Consider the following 21,429-nt stretch of genomic DNA (forward strand, 5'->3'; position numbering starts at 1 on the left):
TATGCGTCGATTTTCCAGCCACATTACAAATTAACTCCTCATTTCAGGAGGCATTACGCGACTATGAAATTGGAAATATCCGGCCAAACAGAGACAATCGAATTAGCGTCAGGTTTGGACATTTTTGTTACAGAGGAATTGCTCGCTTTATTTGTCGATGCCGATAATAACAGATAGCTTATCTCAAAAAATAACTAAGCCAAATTAGGCTGGATTTACATGCCCCAGAACCCAAACGCCCCCCCCTGACCTTACTATTCTCGATCTCATCATGCCAATTATGGGGAGCATGGAAGTCTGCTACCAAGTAAGAGAGACGAAAAAAACCGAATCTATACCGATCCTCGTTCAAACCGCAATGCATGACAACGAAGAACGCCTTAAAGCATTTGCTGCCGGGGCAAGACCAAACCAGTTAATGCACTTGAACTGGTAATCCGGACAACTTTACATCTTGAAAGTCTAGTGCTAACCGAAAGCCGGGAAAAATACAGAGCCAGAGTTGCCGACGAACTGGCAATGGCAAAAGATGTACAGCAAAACATTTTACCATCTGCCAAGCATCTTAGAAAAATTCGAGAGCAAACTGGTATTCAAATTTCCTCTATGTGCCAACCATCATCAGAACTCGGTGGCGACTTTTTGGGGGGTGCATGCCTTAAATGATGGGGCAATCGGTTTTTATGTCACCGATTTTTCAGGGCATGGTGTCGTATCGGCCCTAAACACTATTAGGTTGCACACCCTTTTATTTAATGTCGGTGAAGCATGGCAAGAACCAGAGCTTGTGCGATATGCTGCCAACTGAGCAATACGCGACAATGATACTCGGCTTGATTTCTCCCAAAAACAACACCTTGAGTTATGCTGGCGCCGCGGCCCCTCCACCTATTATGGCTTGTGGGAAGAACCCGATAATTTACAGTACCTTGATACAACCGGGTTACCGCTTGGGATAAGTAGAACTGCAGCATATGATCTTCAGACCGTTCCTTTTACAAAGGACCATTTCCTCTTTTCGTTCAGTGATGCCCTGATAGAAACAAAATTGAACAATGATACATATCTGGAGGGTGAAGAATTAATCAGGCTGGTAAAGTACCTTATTGGTGGCAGGCCAACCCCACAGCTGCTGGATCAATTAATATCGACCTTCTTTGAAAGAGGCGGAAATAAGATACGTGATGATCTGACGGCGGTTTGCTTTGATTCTTTATAACAACAATGCGTTACGCATTTTTACAGGGAATAAGATACCCTTTAGTCATAAAGCAATTCGAGCTGTCACACGATTACCTATGTCATTATAAGTAAGTTCGGTAAAGGCCATCATCTTTGCCATAGCAATACCCCGCCCATGACTTGACCGTATCCGTTCATCATCAATCGTCAGATATTTACGCCAGTTAAACCCTTTGCCTTCATCTTCAATGACAAAAATAATTTCATCGTCTGTTCGTTGATAACTAACCCTGACAAATCTTGAATCAAATGGCTCAAGTTTAATACGATTTTGAATTTCATCATACAAACGCCCAGTTTCAAGTAACTCTGTTTTCAAATCATATCCGATTTCAAGATTTCCATGCTCAACTGCGTTTTGAAGTAACTCGTTCAGACCGATTACAATACCATCTGCCCCAGGACAGGCTAAGCTCAACATTGTAGTTAAATTTCGGGCTTCTTCCACGGATTGAAATTCAAAAGTTCCAGACGTGATCAAGCCAATCGCAGAGCTGCGTGTTTCAATTTCGTTTAACAATGCGCGAATATGCTTAAATTGATTAATCGCCGCACAGGTCACAGAGTATAAAATATCTGAATCACACGGCTTTTTAATCGTATGGAACCAGTTATGCACAACCAATTCCAACGATGATTTTCCGCTAACAATTTCAGTCATGATAACAGCCGGAACTTGCTGAGGTAACTTTTTAGGAGCCCCAAGAACCAAAGATGATTCAGACAGAAAATCCCGATCAAATTGGTCCGAAACCAAAATTAATCCGACAGGATCTGTTTTTAAAGCTTCATCAAAAAGAACATTATCCGGCTCTAAAGAACAAATGACTTCAAAATTTTTCTCCGTCAGGAAATCACTGATTTCTGTTCGAGTGGCCTGATCCGGCTCTATCAAAAGTATACGTGGTTCTTTGGAAAACATTAATTCCCCCTGACCTCGGCATGATCATCGGCAACAGAAGAAGTACTCTTTTCACCTTACCCTCAAGAGTATAAACAAACGACAAATACCAACAACCTATAATTGCTAAGCTTTTTGGGAAATAATTTTTATATTCGCCTAAACCATTCAACACGCGCTCAAAACCAAATCACCCCACAAGTGACACACCCGATATTTAATATCGGGTGTGTCACTTGTGGGCGATATTTAATATCGGGTGTGCTTCTTTAGCCTCCCAACAGAACCTTATTCGCCACGGGGGAAGCGCGCATTTCCTTCCAGAACATTAAGATCCATATGATTACGCATGTATCGCTCTGATGCCTTTTGCAAAGGCTGAAAGTCCCACGGGAAATAACCGCCGTTGCGCAGAGCCTCATAAACAACCCAGCGACGCGCCTGACTTTCACGCACTTGCGCATCAAACAAGGACATGTCCCATCTGACTTGAACTTTCGCCGCAAACTCTTTGACCAAGTTTGAATAACGGCTCTCTTCAGCTAAATTATTTAGCTCATGAGGATCTACTGCCAGATCAAAGAGTTGTGGCGGATCCAATTCACAGAATGTAAATTTATATTTTCCCTCACGAATAGCCACCAACGGCGCATAAGAACCTTCTGCAGCATATTCCATATAAACCGGGCTGACCCGTTCCCGTCCCTGCATTAACGGAATCAAGCTCTCGCCATCCGTCCAGGGTTCAACTTGGCTCAAATCAACACCGGCAAGATCAGCGAGGGTCGGAACGACATCCAGATTTGAAACAGGGGCATTTACCAACCCCGTATCACCCTTCGGAACTGAAATCATCAAGGGAACACGCGCGGAACCTTCGAAGAAATTCATCTTGAACCACAGCCCGCGTTCACCCAGCATATCGCCATGATCAGAACAGAAAACGATGATCGTATCATCGCGCATCCGACAACGATCAAGAACACTGACAAGCTCGCCGACCTTATGATCCAGATAGGAAATATTCGCGAAATATGCCTGACGCGACCGCCTCACATTCTCGGGCTTGATATCGAAATTCTCATAGTCATTCGCAAGATATATACGTTGGGAATGTGGGTCTTGATCATCATAAGGAATCTGATCAACCGCTGGCTCCAAGTGTTCACAATCGTTATAGAGATCCCAAAATTCACGACGGGCAACGTAAGGGTCGTGTGGATGCGTAAAGCTAACAGTCAAACACCAAGGACGTTTTTCATCACCTTGCTCACGAGCAAGTTGATAAAGTTTTTGTTGGGCATGAAATGCGACTTCATCATCATATTCCATCTGATTACTTATTTCCGCCACTCCGGCTTCAGTGACAGAACCAAGGTTATGATACCACCAGTCAATGCGCTCGCCGGGCTTTCTGTAATCAGGCGTCCACCCAAAATCAGCAGGATAGATATCCGTCGTCAGACGATCTTCAAAACCATGAAGCTGATCCGGTCCAACAAAATGCATCTTTCCGCTCAGACAGGTGTAATACCCTGCCCTCCGTAGATGGTGTGCATAGGTCGGAATGTCTGACGCATATTCAGCCGCATTATCATAAACCCTTGTTCTCGAAGGCAGCTGCCCCGCCATAAATGACGCACGTCCCGGCGCACAAAGTGGACTTGCCGTATAGTTATTTTGAAAGCGCACAGATTTTTGTGCCAGAGCCTTGAGATGAGGCGCATGAAGAAAATCAGCAGGACCATCTGGGAATAATGTTCCGTTTAACTGATCAACCATGATGATCAAAATGTTTGGTTGCGCGCTCATTGCCAGGATCCTCTATCTAAAAAACATCATCTGAGATATCAACAATTCGATTGACCTCAAGACATAACAAAAATTACGATCAAAATTGTATTACAAATAAATTCCAGCTTGTAGACTGAGATTCCATATGGCTGTCATAAATAATTTAGACAACAAGCTTCACACCCACATCGCTGAATTACACGCCTTTGATGTCGCAAGCAGACTGGGAAGCCTAACCAAAGCCGCTGCACAGCTCAAAATCACTCAACCAGCTCTCAGCCAAAAAATCAAACGACTGGAAGCTTTTGTTGGCGAGCCTCTTTTCCTGCGCCAAAATCGCGGTGTGAAGCTAACCCCCACAGGAAAAGCTCTCTTTGATTCTGCACACGAAAACCTTCAATCCCTTCGCGATATTTTTGGGAATATCGAGAATAGAAAATCAACGAAACAAGTGCGCATCAGCACTGATTTTGCCTTTGCGGGGCACTGGCTAGTCCCACGTTTGGCAGAACTGAGGAATGATCTACGCGGTATAGATATTCAGGTTTTCACGTCCCAAACCCCCAATAACCCGCTTACATTTCAAAGCGACCTCATCATTTCGTTAAAACCGTCACCTCAGACAGATACGCGAAATCATATTCTTTTTGAAGAAGAAGTCTTTGCAATATGCAGCCCCCAATTTCTTGAAGAACATGGTCCCTTTCAAAATGTTTCAGATATAGGGAATAATCCCTTACTTGATTTAACCGCATCACCAGACGCAATCTGGCATAATTGGGAAAGCTGGCTAAAACAGCAAGGCGTAAGGAAATCAACGCAAACAACCGCTGTTGGCTTAAGTAACTATAGCCTTGTTATACAAGCAGCGATAAGAAATCAGGGTCTTGCCCTCGGCTGGAAGGGGCTCATTGAAGAGCATCTTGAACAGAACGAACTTGTCATTGCCTGGCCACAATCAGTGCGAAGTGATCGCTCCTATTGCCTTGAACAAAGAGACGATGCCTCTCCCCACGTCAAAAAGGTTTACAACTGGATCAAGACGAACTCTTTGTGAAGCTCGTGATCAAAAAAATACCTCTACTTGCCTCTTCTTACAGGAGCTCTTATATGAAAAGACATATATTTATGCCTTTTTGAGAGTCCCATGTTATTCACACGTCCGACAGCTCCTCTTAGCTCAGGGGAATTCATAGCCCTTATGGCTTTCTTAATGTCATTGGTCGCCTTGTCAATTGATGCCGTTATGCCTGCCCTTCCTTTGTTAGGGCAACAACTAGCCGTGACAAACCCAAACGATGTACAACTCGTCATCGGAATCATTTTTTTTGGATTGGCCACCGGACAAATTTTCTTTGGACCTTGGTCAGATAGTATTGGGCGGAAGCCGGTTATCTATTGTGGATTAACGATCTTTATCGTCGGCTCCATCATATCTGCCACGGCAAGTGATTTTAATATAATGCTTCTTGGACGTTTACTCCAAGGTGTTGGGGCTTCCGGTCCAAGAACCATATCCGTTGCTCTCGTTCGCGATCAATTCGAAGGCCGTGCCATGGCACGTATCATGTCCTTTATTATGGCCGTTTTCATTATCGTGCCGACAATTGCTCCCGCCTTGGGCCTTTCTATTATGATGTTCTTTGACTGGCAGGCTATCTTCTATAGCTTCTTTCTACTCGCAAGTATCGTCCTCGTCTGGTTTGCGGCGAGACAGCCGGAAACACTGTCAAAAGAAAACCGAATTTCCTTGAGCTTCGGGCACTTCTGGAATGGCTTAAAAACAATTCTCTCCAACAAACAATCTCTTGGCTACACTCTTGCGGCTGGTATTATTTTTGGGGCCTTTATTGGCTACCTCACCAGCGCCCAACAGATCTTTCAGGATATATACGCCATTACAGAACTCTTCCCCCTCTACTTTGCGATCTTGTCCCTTTCTATCGGCGCAGCTTCGCTGACCAATGCCAATCTTGTTATGAAATTTGGTATGAGAAAGTTGTCAAAAATTGCACTGATCACCATGACCATTCTTGCCATACTTTTTCTGGTGCCGGCAAACCTAGCCTCAGGACAACCACACCTTTGGTCATTTATGGTCTATATGATGATGAGTTTCTTTTGTATCGGTATTCTGTTCGGGAATTTCAATACCCTTGCCATGGAACCTCTTGGCAAGCTTGCTGGTCTTGGCTCCGCCGTTGTTGGATCCCTCACAACATATATCTGCATGGCAATCGGTATCACCATTGGACAAAACTACGACACCACGGTTTTGCCTCTGGTTTATTCCTTTGCGATCCTCGGCCTTATTTCGCTAGGTATCATGCTTTGGATAGAAAGACAGCCAGAAACGCAACTTACATAACAATCTTAAAACCCAAAAGTAGCGCACAAAAATCGTGTGCTCTGCTTTCCAACTCTCTAACCAGATACAATTTTAATCAGGCTTAATCGCGTAGCGACCACTACCAGAAAAAAGAAGCGCCAAGGCCGAGATCAGGAAGAACCCCTGTAGTTCTAACTGCCAACCGCCTTGATTGTCCAAGAGCATGAGTTGATGACTATGAACAAGCACCAGCGCAAAAATCATATTAACGGCAACCAGAAAAGATCCCAGTCGTGAATAAAATCCCCCAATAATCATCAGAGGCGCGATCACTTCACCTACAAACACGCCATAGGCCATAAATTCAGGTAACCCCAAAGAGGCTAACTTTCCGCCAATAAATTGAATTGACCCTGGATTTCCCAGCTTGTGAATACCATGCAAGATCATCATCCCGCCGAGACCTAACCGAAGAAGAAATAACCCCAACGACGAATTGTGGAAAATGCCCATCTATCTATCCCCCTAGCGCTTTTCGCACTGCCAGCACATTTTAAGCAGAAAAAGCGCTCTAATTACTGGTTGCATTATCTTGCCCAGTCCTCTGATCTGTTCCCACCAAAAAGAAAGGACTTTCGAATATGATGACACAACAGAAAAAGAAGGTCCATCTTTTCAATGGCTTCCACAAATCGCCTGTCGGGGGGAAACAAAACAGGCCCCACCATTTTCATGATCGGGCCTGAAATATTTTTGCTAAAGTGGTTTATCCGTAATTAGTCACGAACCACCAGAACAGAGCACTTTGCGTGACGAACGACCCGCGCCGCATTTGGTCCCAGCAGATAGTCTTCCATCCGTGGGCGATGTGCCCCCATGATAATCACATCAGTATTTATCTTTTCCGAAATACGTAGAATTTCTTCATAGGCATTTCCGTGTCCGATAATGTGTTGAACCTTGATACCATCAGGAATGTTTTCATCGACAAACTTATGCAACGCTTTGTTTGCGCCTTCCATCATCTGCTCTTCATGATCCTTCGGAAAAAAAGAGCTCACGATGCTGCTACCAAAGTTGGGAACAACCGTCATAATATGAAGGGTTGCCCCAAAAGCCTTGGCATATTCAACGCTGGTCGGCAGTGCCTTACCCCAGCTATCTTTCTGATCAAGATCGACTGCCAATAGGATATGTTTAAACATTATTTTTCTCCACTAAGCAGTTGCAGTTTGCGCAAGAAGATCACGGCGGCGACGTTGCAGCATAATGATTAAGCCCAAAAGCAAGAAAGCAGGTATATAAAAAAGCTCTTTTGCCGGACGCTCAACAGGCACACCAACCGATGTGATAACCTGATCGAAATCAAATCCGGCCTTTTCAGCTGCACTATCAAAACCAACGCCATCAACGATGATTTTACCTTCGTCTTCAAGCAGCTCTAGACCATACGCTTCGACACGCTCTTCGCCTGTGGCTTCATCACCAACTTTAACAAGCATCGTTAAAGTAATCGCATCACCAACATCATCTGTACCATCAATCAACAATCGAAGTTCATCACCAGGATTAACATCGGCCATTGCCTGAATTAACTGATCGCCACCTCTCTCTTCATATGGTGCGACAACGTAATCCAGCCAAAAACCAGGACGGAATAATGTGAATGCAATCAAAAGAAGTGCCGCTGATTCCCACATCTTTGACTTTGCAAAAAAGTACCCTTGTGACCCCGCCGTAAATATCAACATCGCCGCCGTTGCTATTATAAAGATAAGAACCCCTTCTAATGGAGATACATCAATAAGCAGCAAGTCAGTGTTAAAAATAAACAGGAACGGCAACAAAGCTGTTCGCAAGGAATAGAAGAAAGCAACAAATCCTGTCCGGATTGGGTCGCCACCAGATACCGCCGCGGCAGCAAAGGAAGCAAGTCCAACCGGAGGTGTCACATCCGCCATAATTCCGAAATAGAACACAAACAAATGTACGGCAATAAGCGGTACAATAAGACCATTTTGCTGCCCCAGGGCTACGATCACCGGTGCTAGAAGTGACGAAACAACAATATAGTTTGCTGTTGTTGGCAAGCCCATCCCAAGGATCAGGCTTAAAATAGCCGTCCAGAAAAGAATGAGCATGATATGACCAAGTGAGAGGAACTCAACCAAAGCAGCTAGCTTACCGCCAACACCCGTTTGATCCACAGCACCGACGATAATACCGGCTGCTGCAGTCGCAATACCGATACCAATCATGTTGCGCCCACCGGCAATCATACCTTCAACGAGTTCGTCAAGCCCTCGCTTGATGGTTCCGTTCTTTGCTTCATTCCGGAACATTGCGAAAAGGAAACGTTGCGTCAGAAGTATAAACAGCATTAATGCGGTGGCCCAGAAGGCAGACAAGCTTGGCGAAAGCCGCTCAACCATCAAACACCAGATTAAAACGACAACGGGTAAAAGGAAGTGCAGTCCAGATTTTAACGTTGGGCCGACTTCTGGTAACTTCGCAATGGGTTGGTTTGGATCATCAATCTCCAAATCTGGATACCCAGAGCTATACTTTGCCAAGAAAAGATAAGCAATAAGAACCAAGGCCCCAACAACCCAAGGCGTAAGCTCTTTACCAGCCGTATCTTGAATAAAGCTGATCAGGAAGAACAAACCGAAAGAGACGATAACTGCATTACCCAGTACAACAGCACCAGTAGAAATTGTTCTTGCATAGGTACTCACACTAGCCTTGTTTTTCACCATTTTAATTATACCAAACTGTATAACTAAAATAGCCAAAACCGCGATTAATCTTTCCGATGTTCCCTGTAAGAACTGATAAGCTTCAGAAGCATATGTTAGCCCCCCGGCCAATACAAAAATCCCTGATAAAGAGATCAACCAAGACAGGACAACATCACGCGCGGTTTTAACTTCACCAGCACGGGTCAATCCCTTCATGTGCAATTTTTGTGCTTCAAGATGCACAATATACACAAGCGCAATATAAGAAATTATCGCTGGCAAGAAGGCGTGTTTAACAACCTCGAAGTATGGAATATTTACATATTCCACCATCAAGAACGCCGCAGCGCCCATAACCGGCGGCATGATCTGCCCGTTCACAGATGATGCAACCTCAACAGCTCCTGCTTTTTCTGAATTAAAGCCGACACGTTTCATCATCGGAATAGTGAAAGTACCCGTCGTCACAACATTTGCGATGGATGATCCCGAAATAAGGCCTGTCATCCCAGAAGCAACCACAGCCGCTTTTGCTGGACCACCACTAAAGTGCCCCATTAATGAGAAAGCAACCTTGATAAAGTAATTACCAGCACCTGCACGATCAAGCAGCGCGCCAAATAGGACAAATAGGAAAACGAGGTCTGTTGATACGCCTAATGCGATACCAAAGACACCATTCGTTGAAGTCCATTGCTGATCAACCGTCCCCCCAAAAGACGAGCCTTTCCAAGCGATTAGATCAGGGGCATAGGGACCAAAAAATGTGTACCCAAGGAAAACCATTGCCACCACCATCAACGGGGGCCCAAGGGCTCTACGCGTCGCTTCGAGGAGTAAAGCCATACCGATAATTGCCACAACAATATCGACATCATTCGGATTACCAGAACGATCTGATAATCTTGAGCCAGAGATCGCTTTTATTAAGGCTGTATCTGCGAGAAAAAGATAAAAGGCACACAAGCTACCGATAATCGCAAAGGCCCAATCCCCAAGAGGTATCCTCCGCCGTGGAGAACTTTTAAAAGCGGGGTAAGCCAAAAATGCAAGAAATATAGCAAAAGCCAAATGTATTGGTCGCGCTTCACGGCCAGAAAAAGCACCCCACCCAATCGTATATGGTAATGGGGACGCGATCCAAACTTGGAAAATCGACCATATTAGTGCTGTTGCAGCAAGTAATGTGATTATCTTTTGATTAGATGGGACACGTCCACCCGTATCCGTAGAAGCGACAAGGTCTTGTAATTCCTCGTCACTTAATTTTGCACTTTCAGAATTTTCTGATGCCATACCCCATATCCCTGTTATCTGCGCCCGATGCTGATCACACGGTACCCTTGGTAATTTTATTTTTGATTGTCATTCGTGTAATCCAAAATACAGTATTATGCTGGCTGGAAACGTCACACGAACATTTAAAAGGCAACCGTTACACAATTATAGAAAAGGCGGGAAAGTAAAACCTTCCCGCCTTATTTAACGACGACTGATTACATCCAGCCACGTTCTTTGTAATAGCGAACAGCACCATCATGCAGAGGTGCAGACAGATTTTTAGAAATCATGTCTTCTTCTTTCAGGTTCTCAAATGCCGGGTGCATTTTTTTGAAACGCTTGAAGTTATCGAAAACAGCTTTCACCATTTGATAAACTACTTCATCGTCTACTGCTGTAGAACTGATAAATGTTGCACCAACACCAAAGGTTGTCGTGTCATCATCAGAACCATTATACATGCCACCAGGAATAGTGGTCATAGCGTAATAATCATTATCAGCAGCAAGCTTCTGAATTACGTCGTTATCAACATTGATAAGCTTCGAATCACAAGATGTTGTTGCTTCTTTAATCGTGCCTGATGGGTGACCAACTGTGAACACAATGGCATCAACTTTACCATCGCAAAGAGCAGCGGCTTGTTCTGAAGACTTCAGCTCGGACGCAAGAGCGAAATCACTCATTGCCCAACCCATTTTCCCCATAACAACTTCCATTGTTGCGCGTGCGCCAGAACCCGGGTTACCCACATTCACTTTTTTACCTTTTAGATCTTCAAAGGTTTTGATGCCGGAATCTGCACGTGCAACCACTGTAAATGGCTCTGGATGAGCAGAGAATACAGCACGAAGTTCTTTGTAAGCCCCATCTGGGAATTTATCTGGCGCAGTGCCATTATAACCATGGTACTGCCAATCAGACTGAGCAACACCCATGTCCAGATCACCAGCGCGCATGCCATTAATATTAGCAACAGAACCGCCCGTTTTATGTGTACAGTTGATCTCGTGATCTTTCGTACCTTTATTTACCAAACGGCAAATAGCGCCACCAACAGCGTAATAAACGCCTGTCTGACCACCTGTACCGATCACAACGTGATTTGTGTCAGCAAAAGCTGCGGACGTCATCAGTGCCGCACCTGCTACTGCTGTCATTGCCATTTTTTTTACAAACATGCCTACTCCTTGGTTTCATGCTTTTTATTAACTTTATCTATCCTGCAAGATATCAACTTTTTCAGCTGGTTTATCCTACAGACATATTCATGTGCCGAACCACAAACGAATACGATTAACCATCAAATTTATGACAGTTAAATTTCCTAACCATTGGGTCTTTGTCACAAATTCCCAACACTCCCTCGATGCAAAAGCACCGTAGAATTCTTTATATCCTGACAGGTAAATAATTATTTTTGGCAGTAGTGTCCCAAAACAAACAGTCCAGAACGCTACGAAAAGTATCTAGGATCCGTTGTTACCTTTTCGAATCTACTTTCGTTTCATGTGCTTAGCTTACGTCAAACCAATCACCAAAGAAATAGCCAATTCATTTTTCCCTGTCTGATTGAACTACTTTATGAGTTCTTTACCGCTAACATGGTTGCGTATGTAATATTTACAGTCAACAGATAACATTTGTTCTTTTTTCAACCTCAACACCAAGAATTTTCAAAAAATCTAGAGCTACCCATCCTTTGGGAATGGCGTAGCTCATGACTTCCAGAAGACATTTGTTTCTTTCCGGTATTCGTTAAAACTCTGGATTCTTTGCTTTGTATCCGGCGCGCCTTTTTCTATCAACGTTGTCATAAGCCACTCAGCCAAAGCAAAAAAACCGACAAAACTGTCAAAGCCAACAAAGTTTTTATAATTCCGAGGCGTCGTAATCGGTGAGATTAAGGTTACATCGGGCTTGAGAGGAAGGGAATTGGCCGTACTGTCAGACATCAAAATCAACTTGGCCCCTCTTGATTTAGCAATTTTACACGCCTCGATCGTTTCTCTCGAGAAGGGTGAAATCGAAACCGCGAGCACCACATCTTCAGCCTCAACAGTCAGGATTTCATCCACAGGTGAATTGGCATGCCCCGGCGTCACAATTAAATTAGGCAAGGCCATTCGCCCAACGTAATAGAGGTAGTGTATCAAGGTGTAAGGTGCACGTGTCCCCATCAGATATACGTTTCTTGCGCTCAAGATCATATCCGCGGCCTGCTCAATATCCTCAGCCTCATTATGACGCAAAGCTTCCGTAACATTACCAATCACACTGGTAACTGTATCCGCACGTACACGCTCGATCCCGCCACGATCATAAAGTTCATTCACCCATTGTGTCGTGTTTGAATTTGATGCGCTGGCTGTTAAGGCTGTCCTGAATGGCTCCCTTAACTGGTTATAACTTTCAAAACCCAACTTTTGTGCCAAGCGAACCAAGGTATTCGTGCTTACACTTGTGGCTTCAGCACAATCCCTAATTGATTTCATGCCAAACTTGGCAGGATTATCAATGATAAACATAGCAACTCGGCGTAAACTACGAGGATAAGCGTTCAATTCCTTTGTCAGACGCTCAACAATGCGGGCTTTATCTACCTGACTCATTTTATCCTCTATCAACGCACCAAAAACATAACAAATGTTATTATACTTCGCTTATTGACACAAACGGTATTTTAACGAACTCTATTTGTCATATTTTATGTTTAGCAAACGTTTTGCTTCGCTCTTGAGCTTTCCGGAGAAATAAACATGGGGCACGTATTTCCACGCCACACCAAAACCAAACTGCCTACGGCTGTTGCAGGTGAAGGCTGTTACATCATCGATCAAAACGGTAAGCGCTATTTTGATGGCTCGGGTGGCGCAGCAGTTTCCTGTCTGGGGCATTCAGACCAGACAGTTCAAGAGGCCATCAAAAAACAAACAGAGCAACTGGCTTTTGCTCATTCCGGATTTTTCACGACGGAACCAGCAGAACAACTGGCTGACCTACTTATAGAAAATGCGCCGGAAGGGCTGGATCGTGTCTATTACGTATCGGGCGGCTCAGAAGCCGTTGAGGCCGCGCTAAAGCTCGCGAGACAATACCATCTGGAACGCGGAGATAATAACAAATCCCACGTCATCGCCCGCTGGCAAAGCTATCACGGCAACACTATTGGCGCACTTTCCGCAGGGGGCAACAAGTGGCGACGCGAACCCTTCATGCCAATGCTTGTTCCTATGTCGCATATTGATCCCTGTTACCCTTATCGCGACCGACAAGAAGGAGAGAGCGACGAAGCCTATGGGTTACGCGCCGCAAACCGATTAGAGGCTGAGATCCTTAAAGTCGGTCCAGAGAATGTTTCAGCCTTTATTTGCGAACCCGTTGTCGGAGCGACAATGGGGGCCGTTGCTGCAGCGCCGGGATATCTAAAACGTATTCGCGAAATCTGTAACCTGTACGGCGTACTGCTAATTCTCGACGAAGTCATGTGCGGCATGGGGCGCACAGGCACTCTCTTTGCCTGCGAACACGACGGTGTTACCCCAGATATTCTCTGTATCGCAAAAGGGCTGGGTGCGGGCTACCAACCCATCGGTGCCATGTTATGTACCAGTAAGGTCTATAGCGCGATCGAAAACGGTTCCGGTTTTTTCCAGCACGGTCATACTTATCAGGGACACCCGACCGCCTGCGCCGCCGGATACGCTGTTATCTCAACAATGTTAGAACGTAACCTTATCGACAACGTTAATAAGCGTTCAGAACAGCTTATGCAGGCTCTATCAGACAAATTCGGGCAACACCCATTTGTCGGCGACATAAGAGGACGGGGTCTCTTCATTGCCCTTGAGCTGGTGAAGAACAGAGAAACAAAAACACCTTTTGATCCAAGCCTTGCAGTTCACGCAAAGATCAAAAAGACGGCCTTTGAAAACGGTCTGATCTGTTATCCTATGCCCGGAACCATTGATGGTAAGAACGGCGACCATGTGCTGCTCGCACCGCCCTTTATTATCGAAGACCAGCATGTTGAAGAAATTGTCGAGAAACTGTCCACCAGCTTTTCATCCGTCTTTGATTCACTGGAAAACTGAAAATGGCCCCAACCATTCTGATGGCAGCCCCGAATGGCGCCAGAAAAACCAGGTCAGATCATCCCAACTTGCCTGTGACAGTATCTCAAATCATTGAAGAGGCTGTCGCTTGCCAAAAAGCAGGTGCAGCGATGGCTCACCTTCATGTCAGAGACCTTGATCAGCAACATGTTCTTGATTCCGGCCTTTACACAGACGTTCTCTCCGGCATTAAAGAGGCCATCGGCCGTGACCTCTTGGTTCAGATAACGACAGAGGCCGTTGGGCGCTTTAGTCAAAAAGAACAGATTTCTTGCGTTAAGAACGTCCAGCCCGAAGCCGTCAGTGTTGCCTTAAGGGAAATGATGCCCGAAGGTGGAGAGATAAAGGGATCTGAATTCTACCACTGGGCGCAAGAAGCCTTGGTTCACGTCCAACACATTCTCTACGATGCTGAAGACTTCAAACGCTTCCTGTTTTTGATCCAAAAAGGCTCGATACCAGTAAATCAACCATCTCTTCTTTTTGTTCTGGGTCGCTATGCTTCAGACAACCTGGGAAAAGTTGAAGAGCTGGACCTCTTCTTAAAGATTAAACAAGATCCGAAAACCATTGACCTTGGGCCGTGGTTTGTATGCGCCTTTGGTCACAGCGAAGCCCAATGCGTGTCCGAGGCCATCAAACAAGGCGGTCATGCTCGCGTTGGTTTTGAAAACAATTCCCACCTTAGGTCCGGCAAAGAAGCGATATCGACAGCAGAGATAATACAACAAACTCGCGACGATGCCCTAGCAATGGGTAAAAAAATCGCGACGGCGCAGGAGGCACGAGAACTTCTCGGCATCATCTGAACGAAAAACACCAACTATCCAGGACAAGCTATATCCGGATAGTTGGTGTAAACTTCAAAATTTAGAGAACTTTTTCAGCAACAGAAGCTATCGCATCTCTCGCAGCTTCAATAATAATATCGGCTTCATCCTTCGTCATGCAAAGCGGTGGCGCAAACCCAAGAATATCACCTTGAGGCATCGCCCGACCAATTACCTTACTCCGCTCGAGCAGAGCAGTAGCAATTTGCGGTCCAACTTTATCCGCTGCATCAAAGAAAGTACGATCATCTCGGTCTTTAACAAATTCAATAGCCGATAGGATACCTTCGCCTCGGACATCGCCAACAATAGAAATATCAGACAGCGCACTCTTTAGACCTTCGTTGAAATAGGCCCCCATTTCGCGTGCGTTACTAACCAGGTTCATTTCATCAATCAGCTTCAGGTTTGCAACACCCGCAGCAGCACCAATCGGATGTGCCGAATAGGTCCAACCGTGACCGATCGGCCCCAGTTTATCTGTCCCCTCTTCGAGAACTTTCCAAACTTTGTCAGATACAATTGAACCTGACAACGGCGCATACGCTGATGTTAAGCCTTTCGCGATCGTGATAATATCTGGCTCGATGTCATAGTGATCAGATCCAAACATTGATCCCAGACGACCAAAGCCAGTTACAACCTCATCCGCGATCAACAGAATATCGTGTTTATTCAAAACCGCCTGAATAGCTTTCCAGTACCCGGCTGGTGGCGGCACAATGCCACCAGTACCCAAAACAGGCTCACCAATGAAGGCCGCAATAGTATCCGCCCCTTCTCGGGCGATAAGCTCTTCCAGACTATCAACACACTGCTGCACAAATTCAGCTTCTGTCTGGTCCACGTTCTCACGACGGAAGTAATAAGGCGCATCAGTATGTACAACTTGCGACAATGGCAGATCAAATTTGTTATGGAATAACTCAAGACCAGTCAAAGAACCCGTCATCAAGCCAGAACCATGATAACCACGCCATCTTGAAATAATTTTCTTTTTCTTCGGGCGGTCCAACACATTATTATAGTACCAGACCAGCTTGATATTGGTTTCGTTTGCATCAGAGCCAGATAAGCCAAAATACACTTTGGACATATTGGCAGGCGCTCGATCCAAAATCATTTTGGCCAATGTAATAGACGCTTCTGTTCCATGACCAACATAGGAATGGTAATACGCAAGTTCTTTGGCCTGTGCCGCAATTGCATCCGCAACTTCCTGACGCCCATAACCAATATTTACACAATAAAGTCCCGCAAAAGCATCCAACGTTTTGTTGCCATCACGATCTTCGATATAAAGGCCTTCGCCGCCAGCGATCACCCGGTTTTGAAGATCACCACGAGCAAATTGTGCGAGATGTGTTGAAGGGTGGAAAAAGTTATCACGATCCCACTCTGCCAATTGATCATTTCTAAGCATATTACTTTCCTTAAACTTTCTGCCCCAAACGTTCAGGGCTTAAACATATTGGCCGTTGATTACAGCCGTACATTCCTGTTGTCGTTACGCGTAGTTGCGACAGACATATTTAATTTCTGTGAAAGCTTCCAAGCCCTGCCGAGCACCTTCACGGCCCAGACCTGACTGCTTCATTCCCCCAAAAGGAATAGGTGCCCCCGTTACCTTTGTTCTGTTGATCGCAACCATGCCGTACTGCAAATCACGACTTGCCCGATAAATCTTTTTGGGGTCCTGACAATGAACATAAGCGACCAGGCCGTATTCTGATTCGTTTGCCCGGGCGATAATATCGTCGTCGGCCTCAAATGCGGTCAAACAGGCAACAGGGCCAAACGTCTCCTCGCGATTAGCCAAAGCACCGGCAGGAACATTCCCCAACACGGTCGGTTGATAGAACAACGCCCCAAGAGGATCCCGCTTTCCACCACACAAGAGACTTGCGCCCTTTGCCAAAGCGTCTGCGACATGGGCCTCTTGTTTTAAGACAGCGTTTTCGTTCATAAGCGGTCCAATATCCGGATCATTCAATCCGCGCCCAAGACTTAATGCCTTGACCTCTGCAACAAATTTCTGGGTAAATTCTTCATACACGCTCTGCTCAATGAAGAAGCGGTTCGCAGCCAAACAGTCCTGCCCTGACGTCGCAAATTTTGCTGATATTGCGGATTTCACCGCATGATCGATATCAGCATCCCCATAAACAATAAACGGAGCATGTCCCCCCAACTCTAGGACCAACTGCTTAATTGTTGGCGCGGATTGCTGATAGATCAGACGGCCAATTTCGGTCGACCCAGTAAAGGAAACAACCTGCACACGATCATCCGAAGTCCATTGCGGGACAATTTCGCCCGGTTCCCCTGTCACAATATTAAAGACGCCGGCGGGGATCCCTGCGCGTTCAGCAAGTTCAGCCAACGCAGTCGCAGAGAACGGCGTTTCCTTTGACGGATGAATAACGCAGGTACATCCGGCGGCCAATGCTGCGGATGCCTTACGTGTAATCATGGCACAGGGAAAATTCCACGGCGTTATCAAGGCTGCAATTCCCGCAGGTTCACGCCAGACTTCGACCTCTCCACCTGTCATATGAGACGTTACATTTTCAATATTCGGGCGCTTGGCTTCCTCGGCATAGAACTCAATAAAATCTGCGGCGTAGTCGATTTCTCCGCGCGCCTCAGATATTGGCTTGCCTTGCTCAACGGTCATAATTAACGCAAGGTCTTCGCGGTTTTCATGCAACAGCTCAAACCAGCGCCGTAAAATTATTGACCTGTCTTGCGGTAATAAAGCTGCCCAATCTCGAAAAGCTTTTTGCGCAGCGTCAACTGCGGCCAGGCTTTCATTTGCACTCATTTTGGGAACAGTACCAATTACTTCCTGATTGGCAGGATCCTTAACAACAAGGCTTTCCCCGGAAGACGTATCGGACCACTGACCGTCTATATAGCTAAACTGCTTAAATAGCCGTGGATCACGAAGAGAAGATAGGGATACGGATCTGTTTTTCTCACTATCCGTTCCTGTTTCTTTATATGCTTGATTACTCATTCTAGAGACCACCTATTTAACTGCGTTTAATATCACAGCCTAATAATGTCGGATCTCAGGCAAAAAGTGTCTCTAAAGAACAAAGAAAAAGAAGAAGAGCTTTCGTTTATAACTCATAAATCAGACGTTTCGTCTATGAGGATGTCGCTTTCTCTTGCACCAAGAGGTCGATTGGTAAGGCATTGGTTTGTTTTACAGGTTTTGTCACAACATAGGTAAAATATCGTTTTAACCCAACTTCGGCAGCCAACAACCTGTCAACAAAACGCTGATACCCATCCACATCTTTGACCACAACTTTCAAAATATAGTCGAGCCCCCCACCAACAGCCCAACATTCCTGTATTTCAGGATAGTCCTGCACAGCTTTTTCGAAGAGCTCAAAATCTTCAGTTAGATGGCTTCCAAGTTCGGCTTCCATAAACACAAACGATAACGGGGCAAAGAACTTCACAGATAATCGTGCTTCGTATGAATCAATAATACCCGCTTTTTCCAGGCGTTGTAATCGTCCCCAACAAGGGGTTGGGGACAGATTAACCCGTTCGGCAAGAGCCGCTTTTGTTATGCGCCCTTCGGTTTGCAATATCTTTAGTATTGCAATATCGCGATCATCTAAACGAAGGCCAGCAGCGTACATCAGTAACCTAACTTTCTTTTCTTGTTATAATTGGCTTCTCTTATCGAGACTGGTGTTTCGCCAGATCATGCAAGAAAGTAAGACAGCGCTCAAGCTCTGAAATTTCGATAAACTCATCCGGTTTATGTGCCTGATCAATTGATCCCGGTCCAAAAACGACTGTCGACAACCCAACACGCTCAAAGTATCCAGCATCAGTTCCAAAAGAAACAACGTTTTGTACATTACTTCCGGTCAAAGTCCTGATTAGCTGAACCGCTGGGGAATCATCACAAGCGTCCAAGCTGGGAACATCGGCATCAAGTATTGTTTCGATATTGGCATCGGGAGAAATTTTTCTCATCTCAGGCAACAATACATGATCAGAGAAATCGAGAATTTCCTGGAAAATAGCCTGCCCATTATCACCCGGGATCGGCCTGATTTCCCAAATCATTTCGCAACGTCCCGCCGTAATGTTACTTGCCGCCCCACCATCTATGCGCCCAACATTACAGGTGGTATAAGGTGGATCAAATGGTGAGCCAATCTTTGGGGCGGCAGCAAGGCGCGCACCGACCTCTAGGATTTTCCCAATAAAGCGCGACGCGAATTCAATTGCATTCACGCCCTTTTCCGGTTGAGAAGAATGAACCTCAAACCCTGTAAAACGGGTTGTTATTTCCATTCCCGCTTTATGACCAGTTACAAGGCTCATGTTTGTCGGCTCCCCAACGATCACAGCGTCAGGTTTGAAATTCTTAGTAATAATATCATCCGCCAACACTGGCGCACCAAATCCGCCAATTTCTTCATCGTAACAGAATGACACATGAATCGGGCGCTGTAGATTTTGAGCCTGGAAGACAGGAACCATAGCCAGTGAACAAGCAAGAAACCCTTTCATGTCAACCGCACCGCGTCCATACAGGCGATTATTTCGCTCCGTGAGAACAAAGGGATCGATTGTCCATGTCTGGCCTTTGACTGGCACAACATCAGTATGCCCATTCAACACAACGCCCCCCTTCACCTCGGGGCCGATGGTGGCATAGAGATTAGCTTTCTGCTTCGTCTCGTCATAAGACAGTGACGGTGAAACACCGTGTTCTTTCAAATATTCTTCGATATAGCCAATCAAGTCCAGATTGGACTGCCCCGACAGACTTTGAAAAGAAACCAGCTTACTCAAGATTTCTTTGGTTGAGGCCAGAAGTTCCGTCATGAAATTACAGCCAACTCACGGGGCACAGAGGACAAGAACTCTGGACCATTCTCTCCAATTGCAATCGTCTCTGTAATCTCAAGGCCCCAATCATCCGACCAAAGCCCCGGCATAAAGTGAAATGTCATTCCCTTTTGCAAGATGGTCTTATCTCCTTTACGCAAGCTCATGGTATGCTCACCCCAATCAGGTGGATAAGCAAGTCCAGTAGAATAGCCCGTCCGGCTATCTTTAATAATGCCATGCTTTTCCAATACGGCGAAGAAGGCAATTGCTATATCTTCGCAGAGGTTACCTGCTTTAGCCTTTTCCAGCCCTGCGGCCAAACCCTCCAAAACAGCTTTTTCACTGTCCAGGATGTCTTGACCAGGCTTCCCTAAAAATACGGTTCGTGACAAAGGACAGTGATAGCGTCTGTAAACACCCGCAATCTCAAAGAAAGTACCCTCACCCGACTTCATCGGCTTATCATTCCAGGTCAAATGAGAGGCAGAGGCATCTACCCCCGAAGGAAGCAGCGGTACAATCGCGGGATAATCACCACCGTATTCAGGAACACCGCACAACGACGCATCGTAGATAGCGGCTACCAGCTCGTGTTTACGTAATCCTGGACGGATCGTTTCTCTGATTCGCTGGTGCATAACCTCTACAATTTTACCAGCTTTACGCATGTAGGATAACTCTTGTTCCGATTTCACCGACCGTTGCCAGTGAACAAGGTTTTTACAATCCTTAAAATGGGCATTTGGCAAATTGCGCACTAACGAAGCGAAAGCCGCAGCCGTGAAATAGTAATTATCCATCTCGACGCCGATTGAGAAGCTGCCAAACCCTTTACTCCCCAGAATCTGTGCCAAATAATCCATCGGATGTCGTTCTTCAGCTTGAACATAATAATCTGGATACTCGATGATATTATCATCTGAAAGATAAGTGGTGCGCTTTGCTCCATTTACATCAATGCCCCGGCCATACCACATCGGCTCGCCTGCAAGTGTTATGATGACACATTGATGCACATAAAAAGACCAACCATCATATCCAGTCAGCCAGGCCATATTCGCCGGATCTGTAATCAGCAAACATTCCAACTCAGCGGCTTGCATCGCTATACGCGTTTTTAATAGACGATCTGCATATTCTGCTCGGGAAAAATTCAGCTCGACTGCATCAGGAGACATCACCATCTCAACACCTGTCATAAAAGGGGAAACTACAGAAAAGAGTGCTGTAAATTTTTCAGTAAATCACAAAAAAAATTACGGACCATATTTACACAAAACCCCAAGATATTTCATCTAAAGAGAAGTGCAAAAAGAGAAAAGTCTTC

General features: G+C 45.5%; 19 protein-coding genes and 1 pseudogene. 8 read left to right on the forward strand and 12 right to left on the reverse strand.

The features are described from left to right. Nucleotides 1-244: 244 nt before the first annotated feature. The 4 genes and pseudogenes from ACN0QW_RS13330 to ACN0QW_RS13345 all read left to right on the forward strand — a co-directional run. Nucleotides 245-436, forward strand: a pseudogene (locus tag ACN0QW_RS13330) (response regulator); the annotation flags it as partial. Between the two features lie 29 nt (nt 437-465). After that, nucleotides 466-666 carry a hypothetical protein gene (locus ACN0QW_RS13335; protein WP_417432116.1) on the forward strand — a complete coding sequence of 67 codons (201 nt, stop codon included), beginning with the start codon at nt 466-468 and terminating at the stop codon, nt 664-666. A 128-nt stretch (nt 667-794) separates the two neighbouring features. Continuing rightward, on the forward strand, nt 795-959 hold the full coding sequence (locus ACN0QW_RS13340; protein WP_417432256.1) for a hypothetical protein: 165 nt from the start codon (nt 795-797) through the stop codon (nt 957-959). Next, nucleotides 899-1,219: a SpoIIE family protein phosphatase gene (locus tag ACN0QW_RS13345; protein ID WP_417432117.1), complete on the forward strand. Its 321-nt coding sequence runs from the start codon at nt 899-901 to the stop codon at nt 1,217-1,219. The genes ACN0QW_RS13340 and ACN0QW_RS13345 overlap by 61 nt, the downstream gene beginning before the upstream one ends. A gap of 45 nt (nt 1,220-1,264) precedes the next feature. Here ACN0QW_RS13345 and ACN0QW_RS13350 read toward each other — a convergent pair whose 3' ends face one another. Then, nucleotides 1,265-2,164 carry an ATP-binding protein gene (locus tag ACN0QW_RS13350; RefSeq protein ID WP_417432118.1) on the reverse strand — a complete coding sequence of 300 codons (900 nt, stop codon included), beginning with the start codon at nt 2,162-2,164 and terminating at the stop codon, nt 1,265-1,267. A gap of 267 nt (nt 2,165-2,431) precedes the next feature. Continuing rightward, nucleotides 2,432-3,955: a choline-sulfatase gene (gene betC / locus ACN0QW_RS13355; protein ID WP_417432119.1), complete on the reverse strand. Its 1,524-nt coding sequence runs from the start codon at nt 3,953-3,955 to the stop codon at nt 2,432-2,434. A gap of 127 nt (nt 3,956-4,082) precedes the next feature. Here betC and ACN0QW_RS13360 point away from each other — a divergent pair, with 127 nt between their 5' ends. Both ACN0QW_RS13360 and ACN0QW_RS13365 read left to right on the forward strand, forming a co-directional pair. Next, entirely contained in the window at nt 4,083-4,994 is a 912-nt protein-coding gene (locus tag ACN0QW_RS13360) for a LysR substrate-binding domain-containing protein (protein WP_417432120.1), read from the forward strand. A 90-nt stretch (nt 4,995-5,084) separates the two neighbouring features. Next, on the forward strand, nt 5,085-6,305 hold the full coding sequence (locus ACN0QW_RS13365; RefSeq protein WP_417432121.1) for a multidrug effflux MFS transporter: 1,221 nt from the start codon (nt 5,085-5,087) through the stop codon (nt 6,303-6,305). A gap of 72 nt (nt 6,306-6,377) precedes the next feature. On the opposite strand, the gene ACN0QW_RS13370 is transcribed toward ACN0QW_RS13365, so the two are convergent. The 5 genes from ACN0QW_RS13370 to ACN0QW_RS13390 all read right to left on the reverse strand — a co-directional run bounded on the left by ACN0QW_RS13370 (nt 6,378) and on the right by ACN0QW_RS13390 (nt 12,900). Beyond that, complete coding sequence (locus tag ACN0QW_RS13370) at nt 6,378-6,779, reverse strand: DoxX family protein (protein WP_417432122.1); 402 nt, start codon at nt 6,777-6,779, stop codon at nt 6,378-6,380. 263 nt (nt 6,780-7,042) lie between these two features. Then, the gene (locus ACN0QW_RS13375; protein WP_417432123.1) at nt 7,043-7,471 is read right to left on the reverse strand and encodes a universal stress protein; all 429 of its coding nucleotides are present in this window, start codon (nt 7,469-7,471) and stop codon (nt 7,043-7,045) included. 12 nt (nt 7,472-7,483) lie between these two features. Beyond that, entirely contained in the window at nt 7,484-10,303 is a 2,820-nt protein-coding gene (locus ACN0QW_RS13380; RefSeq protein ID WP_417432124.1) for a TRAP transporter permease, read from the reverse strand. Between the two features lie 200 nt (nt 10,304-10,503). After that, nucleotides 10,504-11,469, reverse strand: coding sequence for a TAXI family TRAP transporter solute-binding subunit (locus ACN0QW_RS13385; protein WP_299381088.1), 966 nt, complete (start codon nt 11,467-11,469; stop codon nt 10,504-10,506). A gap of 537 nt (nt 11,470-12,006) precedes the next feature. Beyond that, nucleotides 12,007-12,900 carry a MurR/RpiR family transcriptional regulator gene (locus ACN0QW_RS13390; RefSeq protein ID WP_417432125.1) on the reverse strand — a complete coding sequence of 298 codons (894 nt, stop codon included), beginning with the start codon at nt 12,898-12,900 and terminating at the stop codon, nt 12,007-12,009. Between the two features lie 147 nt (nt 12,901-13,047). On the opposite strand from ACN0QW_RS13390, the gene ACN0QW_RS13395 reads away from it, so the two are divergent. After that, nucleotides 13,048-14,382, forward strand: a complete 1,335-nt coding sequence (locus ACN0QW_RS13395; RefSeq protein WP_417432126.1) for an aspartate aminotransferase family protein — start codon at nt 13,048-13,050, stop codon at nt 14,380-14,382. Between the two features lie 2 nt (nt 14,383-14,384). Further along, nucleotides 14,385-15,212 carry a 3-keto-5-aminohexanoate cleavage protein gene (locus tag ACN0QW_RS13400; RefSeq protein WP_417432127.1) on the forward strand — a complete coding sequence of 276 codons (828 nt, stop codon included), beginning with the start codon at nt 14,385-14,387 and terminating at the stop codon, nt 15,210-15,212. 61 nt (nt 15,213-15,273) lie between these two features. Here the strand turns inward: ACN0QW_RS13400 and ACN0QW_RS13405 are convergent, their stop codons facing one another. The 5 genes from ACN0QW_RS13405 to doeA form a co-directional block, all read right to left on the reverse strand. Beyond that, entirely contained in the window at nt 15,274-16,656 is a 1,383-nt protein-coding gene (locus ACN0QW_RS13405) for an aspartate aminotransferase family protein (protein ID WP_417432128.1), read from the reverse strand. 84 nt (nt 16,657-16,740) lie between these two features. Beyond that, nucleotides 16,741-18,252: an NAD-dependent succinate-semialdehyde dehydrogenase gene (locus ACN0QW_RS13410; protein WP_417432129.1), complete on the reverse strand. Its 1,512-nt coding sequence runs from the start codon at nt 18,250-18,252 to the stop codon at nt 16,741-16,743. A gap of 133 nt (nt 18,253-18,385) precedes the next feature. Then, nucleotides 18,386-18,892, reverse strand: a complete 507-nt coding sequence (locus tag ACN0QW_RS13415; protein ID WP_417432130.1) for an Lrp/AsnC family transcriptional regulator — start codon at nt 18,890-18,892, stop codon at nt 18,386-18,388. A gap of 40 nt (nt 18,893-18,932) precedes the next feature. Beyond that, nucleotides 18,933-20,096: an acetylornithine deacetylase gene (gene argE, locus ACN0QW_RS13420; protein ID WP_417432131.1), complete on the reverse strand. Its 1,164-nt coding sequence runs from the start codon at nt 20,094-20,096 to the stop codon at nt 18,933-18,935. Then, a complete protein-coding gene (gene doeA, locus ACN0QW_RS13425) occupies nt 20,093-21,280 on the reverse strand; it encodes an ectoine hydrolase DoeA (protein ID WP_417432132.1) in 1,188 nt (395 codons plus the stop codon). The genes argE and doeA overlap by 4 nt, the downstream gene beginning before the upstream one ends. Between the last annotated feature and the right edge of the window lie 149 nt (nt 21,281-21,429).

This window comes from Kiloniella sp. (assembly GCF_048259265.1).
Classification (GTDB): Bacteria; Pseudomonadota; Alphaproteobacteria; order Kiloniellales; family Kiloniellaceae; genus Kiloniella.

Excerpts from the sequence above, each read along its gene's own strand:
- ACN0QW_RS13340 (WP_417432256.1), top strand. The coding sequence starts at position 795 with ATGCTGCCAACTGAGCAATACGCGACAATGATACTCGGCTTGATTTCT.
- ACN0QW_RS13350 (WP_417432118.1), bottom strand. The coding sequence starts at position 2,164 with ATGTTTTCCAAAGAACCACGTATACTTTTGATAGAGCCGGATCAGGCC.
- betC (WP_417432119.1), bottom strand. The coding sequence starts at position 3,955 with ATGAGCGCGCAACCAAACATTTTGATCATCATGGTTGATCAGTTAAAC.
- ACN0QW_RS13360 (WP_417432120.1), top strand. The coding sequence starts at position 4,083 with ATGGCTGTCATAAATAATTTAGACAACAAGCTTCACACCCACATCGCT.
- ACN0QW_RS13365 (WP_417432121.1), top strand. The coding sequence starts at position 5,085 with ATGTTATTCACACGTCCGACAGCTCCTCTTAGCTCAGGGGAATTCATA.
- ACN0QW_RS13370 (WP_417432122.1), bottom strand. The coding sequence starts at position 6,779 with ATGGGCATTTTCCACAATTCGTCGTTGGGGTTATTTCTTCTTCGGTTA.
- ACN0QW_RS13375 (WP_417432123.1), bottom strand. The coding sequence starts at position 7,471 with ATGTTTAAACATATCCTATTGGCAGTCGATCTTGATCAGAAAGATAGC.
- ACN0QW_RS13380 (WP_417432124.1), bottom strand. The coding sequence starts at position 10,303 with ATGGCATCAGAAAATTCTGAAAGTGCAAAATTAAGTGACGAGGAATTA.
- ACN0QW_RS13385 (WP_299381088.1), bottom strand. The coding sequence starts at position 11,469 with ATGTTTGTAAAAAAAATGGCAATGACAGCAGTAGCAGGTGCGGCACTG.
- ACN0QW_RS13390 (WP_417432125.1), bottom strand. The coding sequence starts at position 12,900 with ATGAGTCAGGTAGATAAAGCCCGCATTGTTGAGCGTCTGACAAAGGAA.
- ACN0QW_RS13395 (WP_417432126.1), top strand. The coding sequence starts at position 13,048 with ATGGGGCACGTATTTCCACGCCACACCAAAACCAAACTGCCTACGGCT.
- ACN0QW_RS13400 (WP_417432127.1), top strand. The coding sequence starts at position 14,385 with ATGGCCCCAACCATTCTGATGGCAGCCCCGAATGGCGCCAGAAAAACC.
- ACN0QW_RS13405 (WP_417432128.1), bottom strand. The coding sequence starts at position 16,656 with ATGCTTAGAAATGATCAATTGGCAGAGTGGGATCGTGATAACTTTTTC.
- ACN0QW_RS13410 (WP_417432129.1), bottom strand. The coding sequence starts at position 18,252 with ATGAGTAATCAAGCATATAAAGAAACAGGAACGGATAGTGAGAAAAAC.
- ACN0QW_RS13415 (WP_417432130.1), bottom strand. The coding sequence starts at position 18,892 with ATGTACGCTGCTGGCCTTCGTTTAGATGATCGCGATATTGCAATACTA.
- argE (WP_417432131.1), bottom strand. The coding sequence starts at position 20,096 with ATGACGGAACTTCTGGCCTCAACCAAAGAAATCTTGAGTAAGCTGGTT.
- doeA (WP_417432132.1), bottom strand. The coding sequence starts at position 21,280 with ATGTCTCCTGATGCAGTCGAGCTGAATTTTTCCCGAGCAGAATATGCA.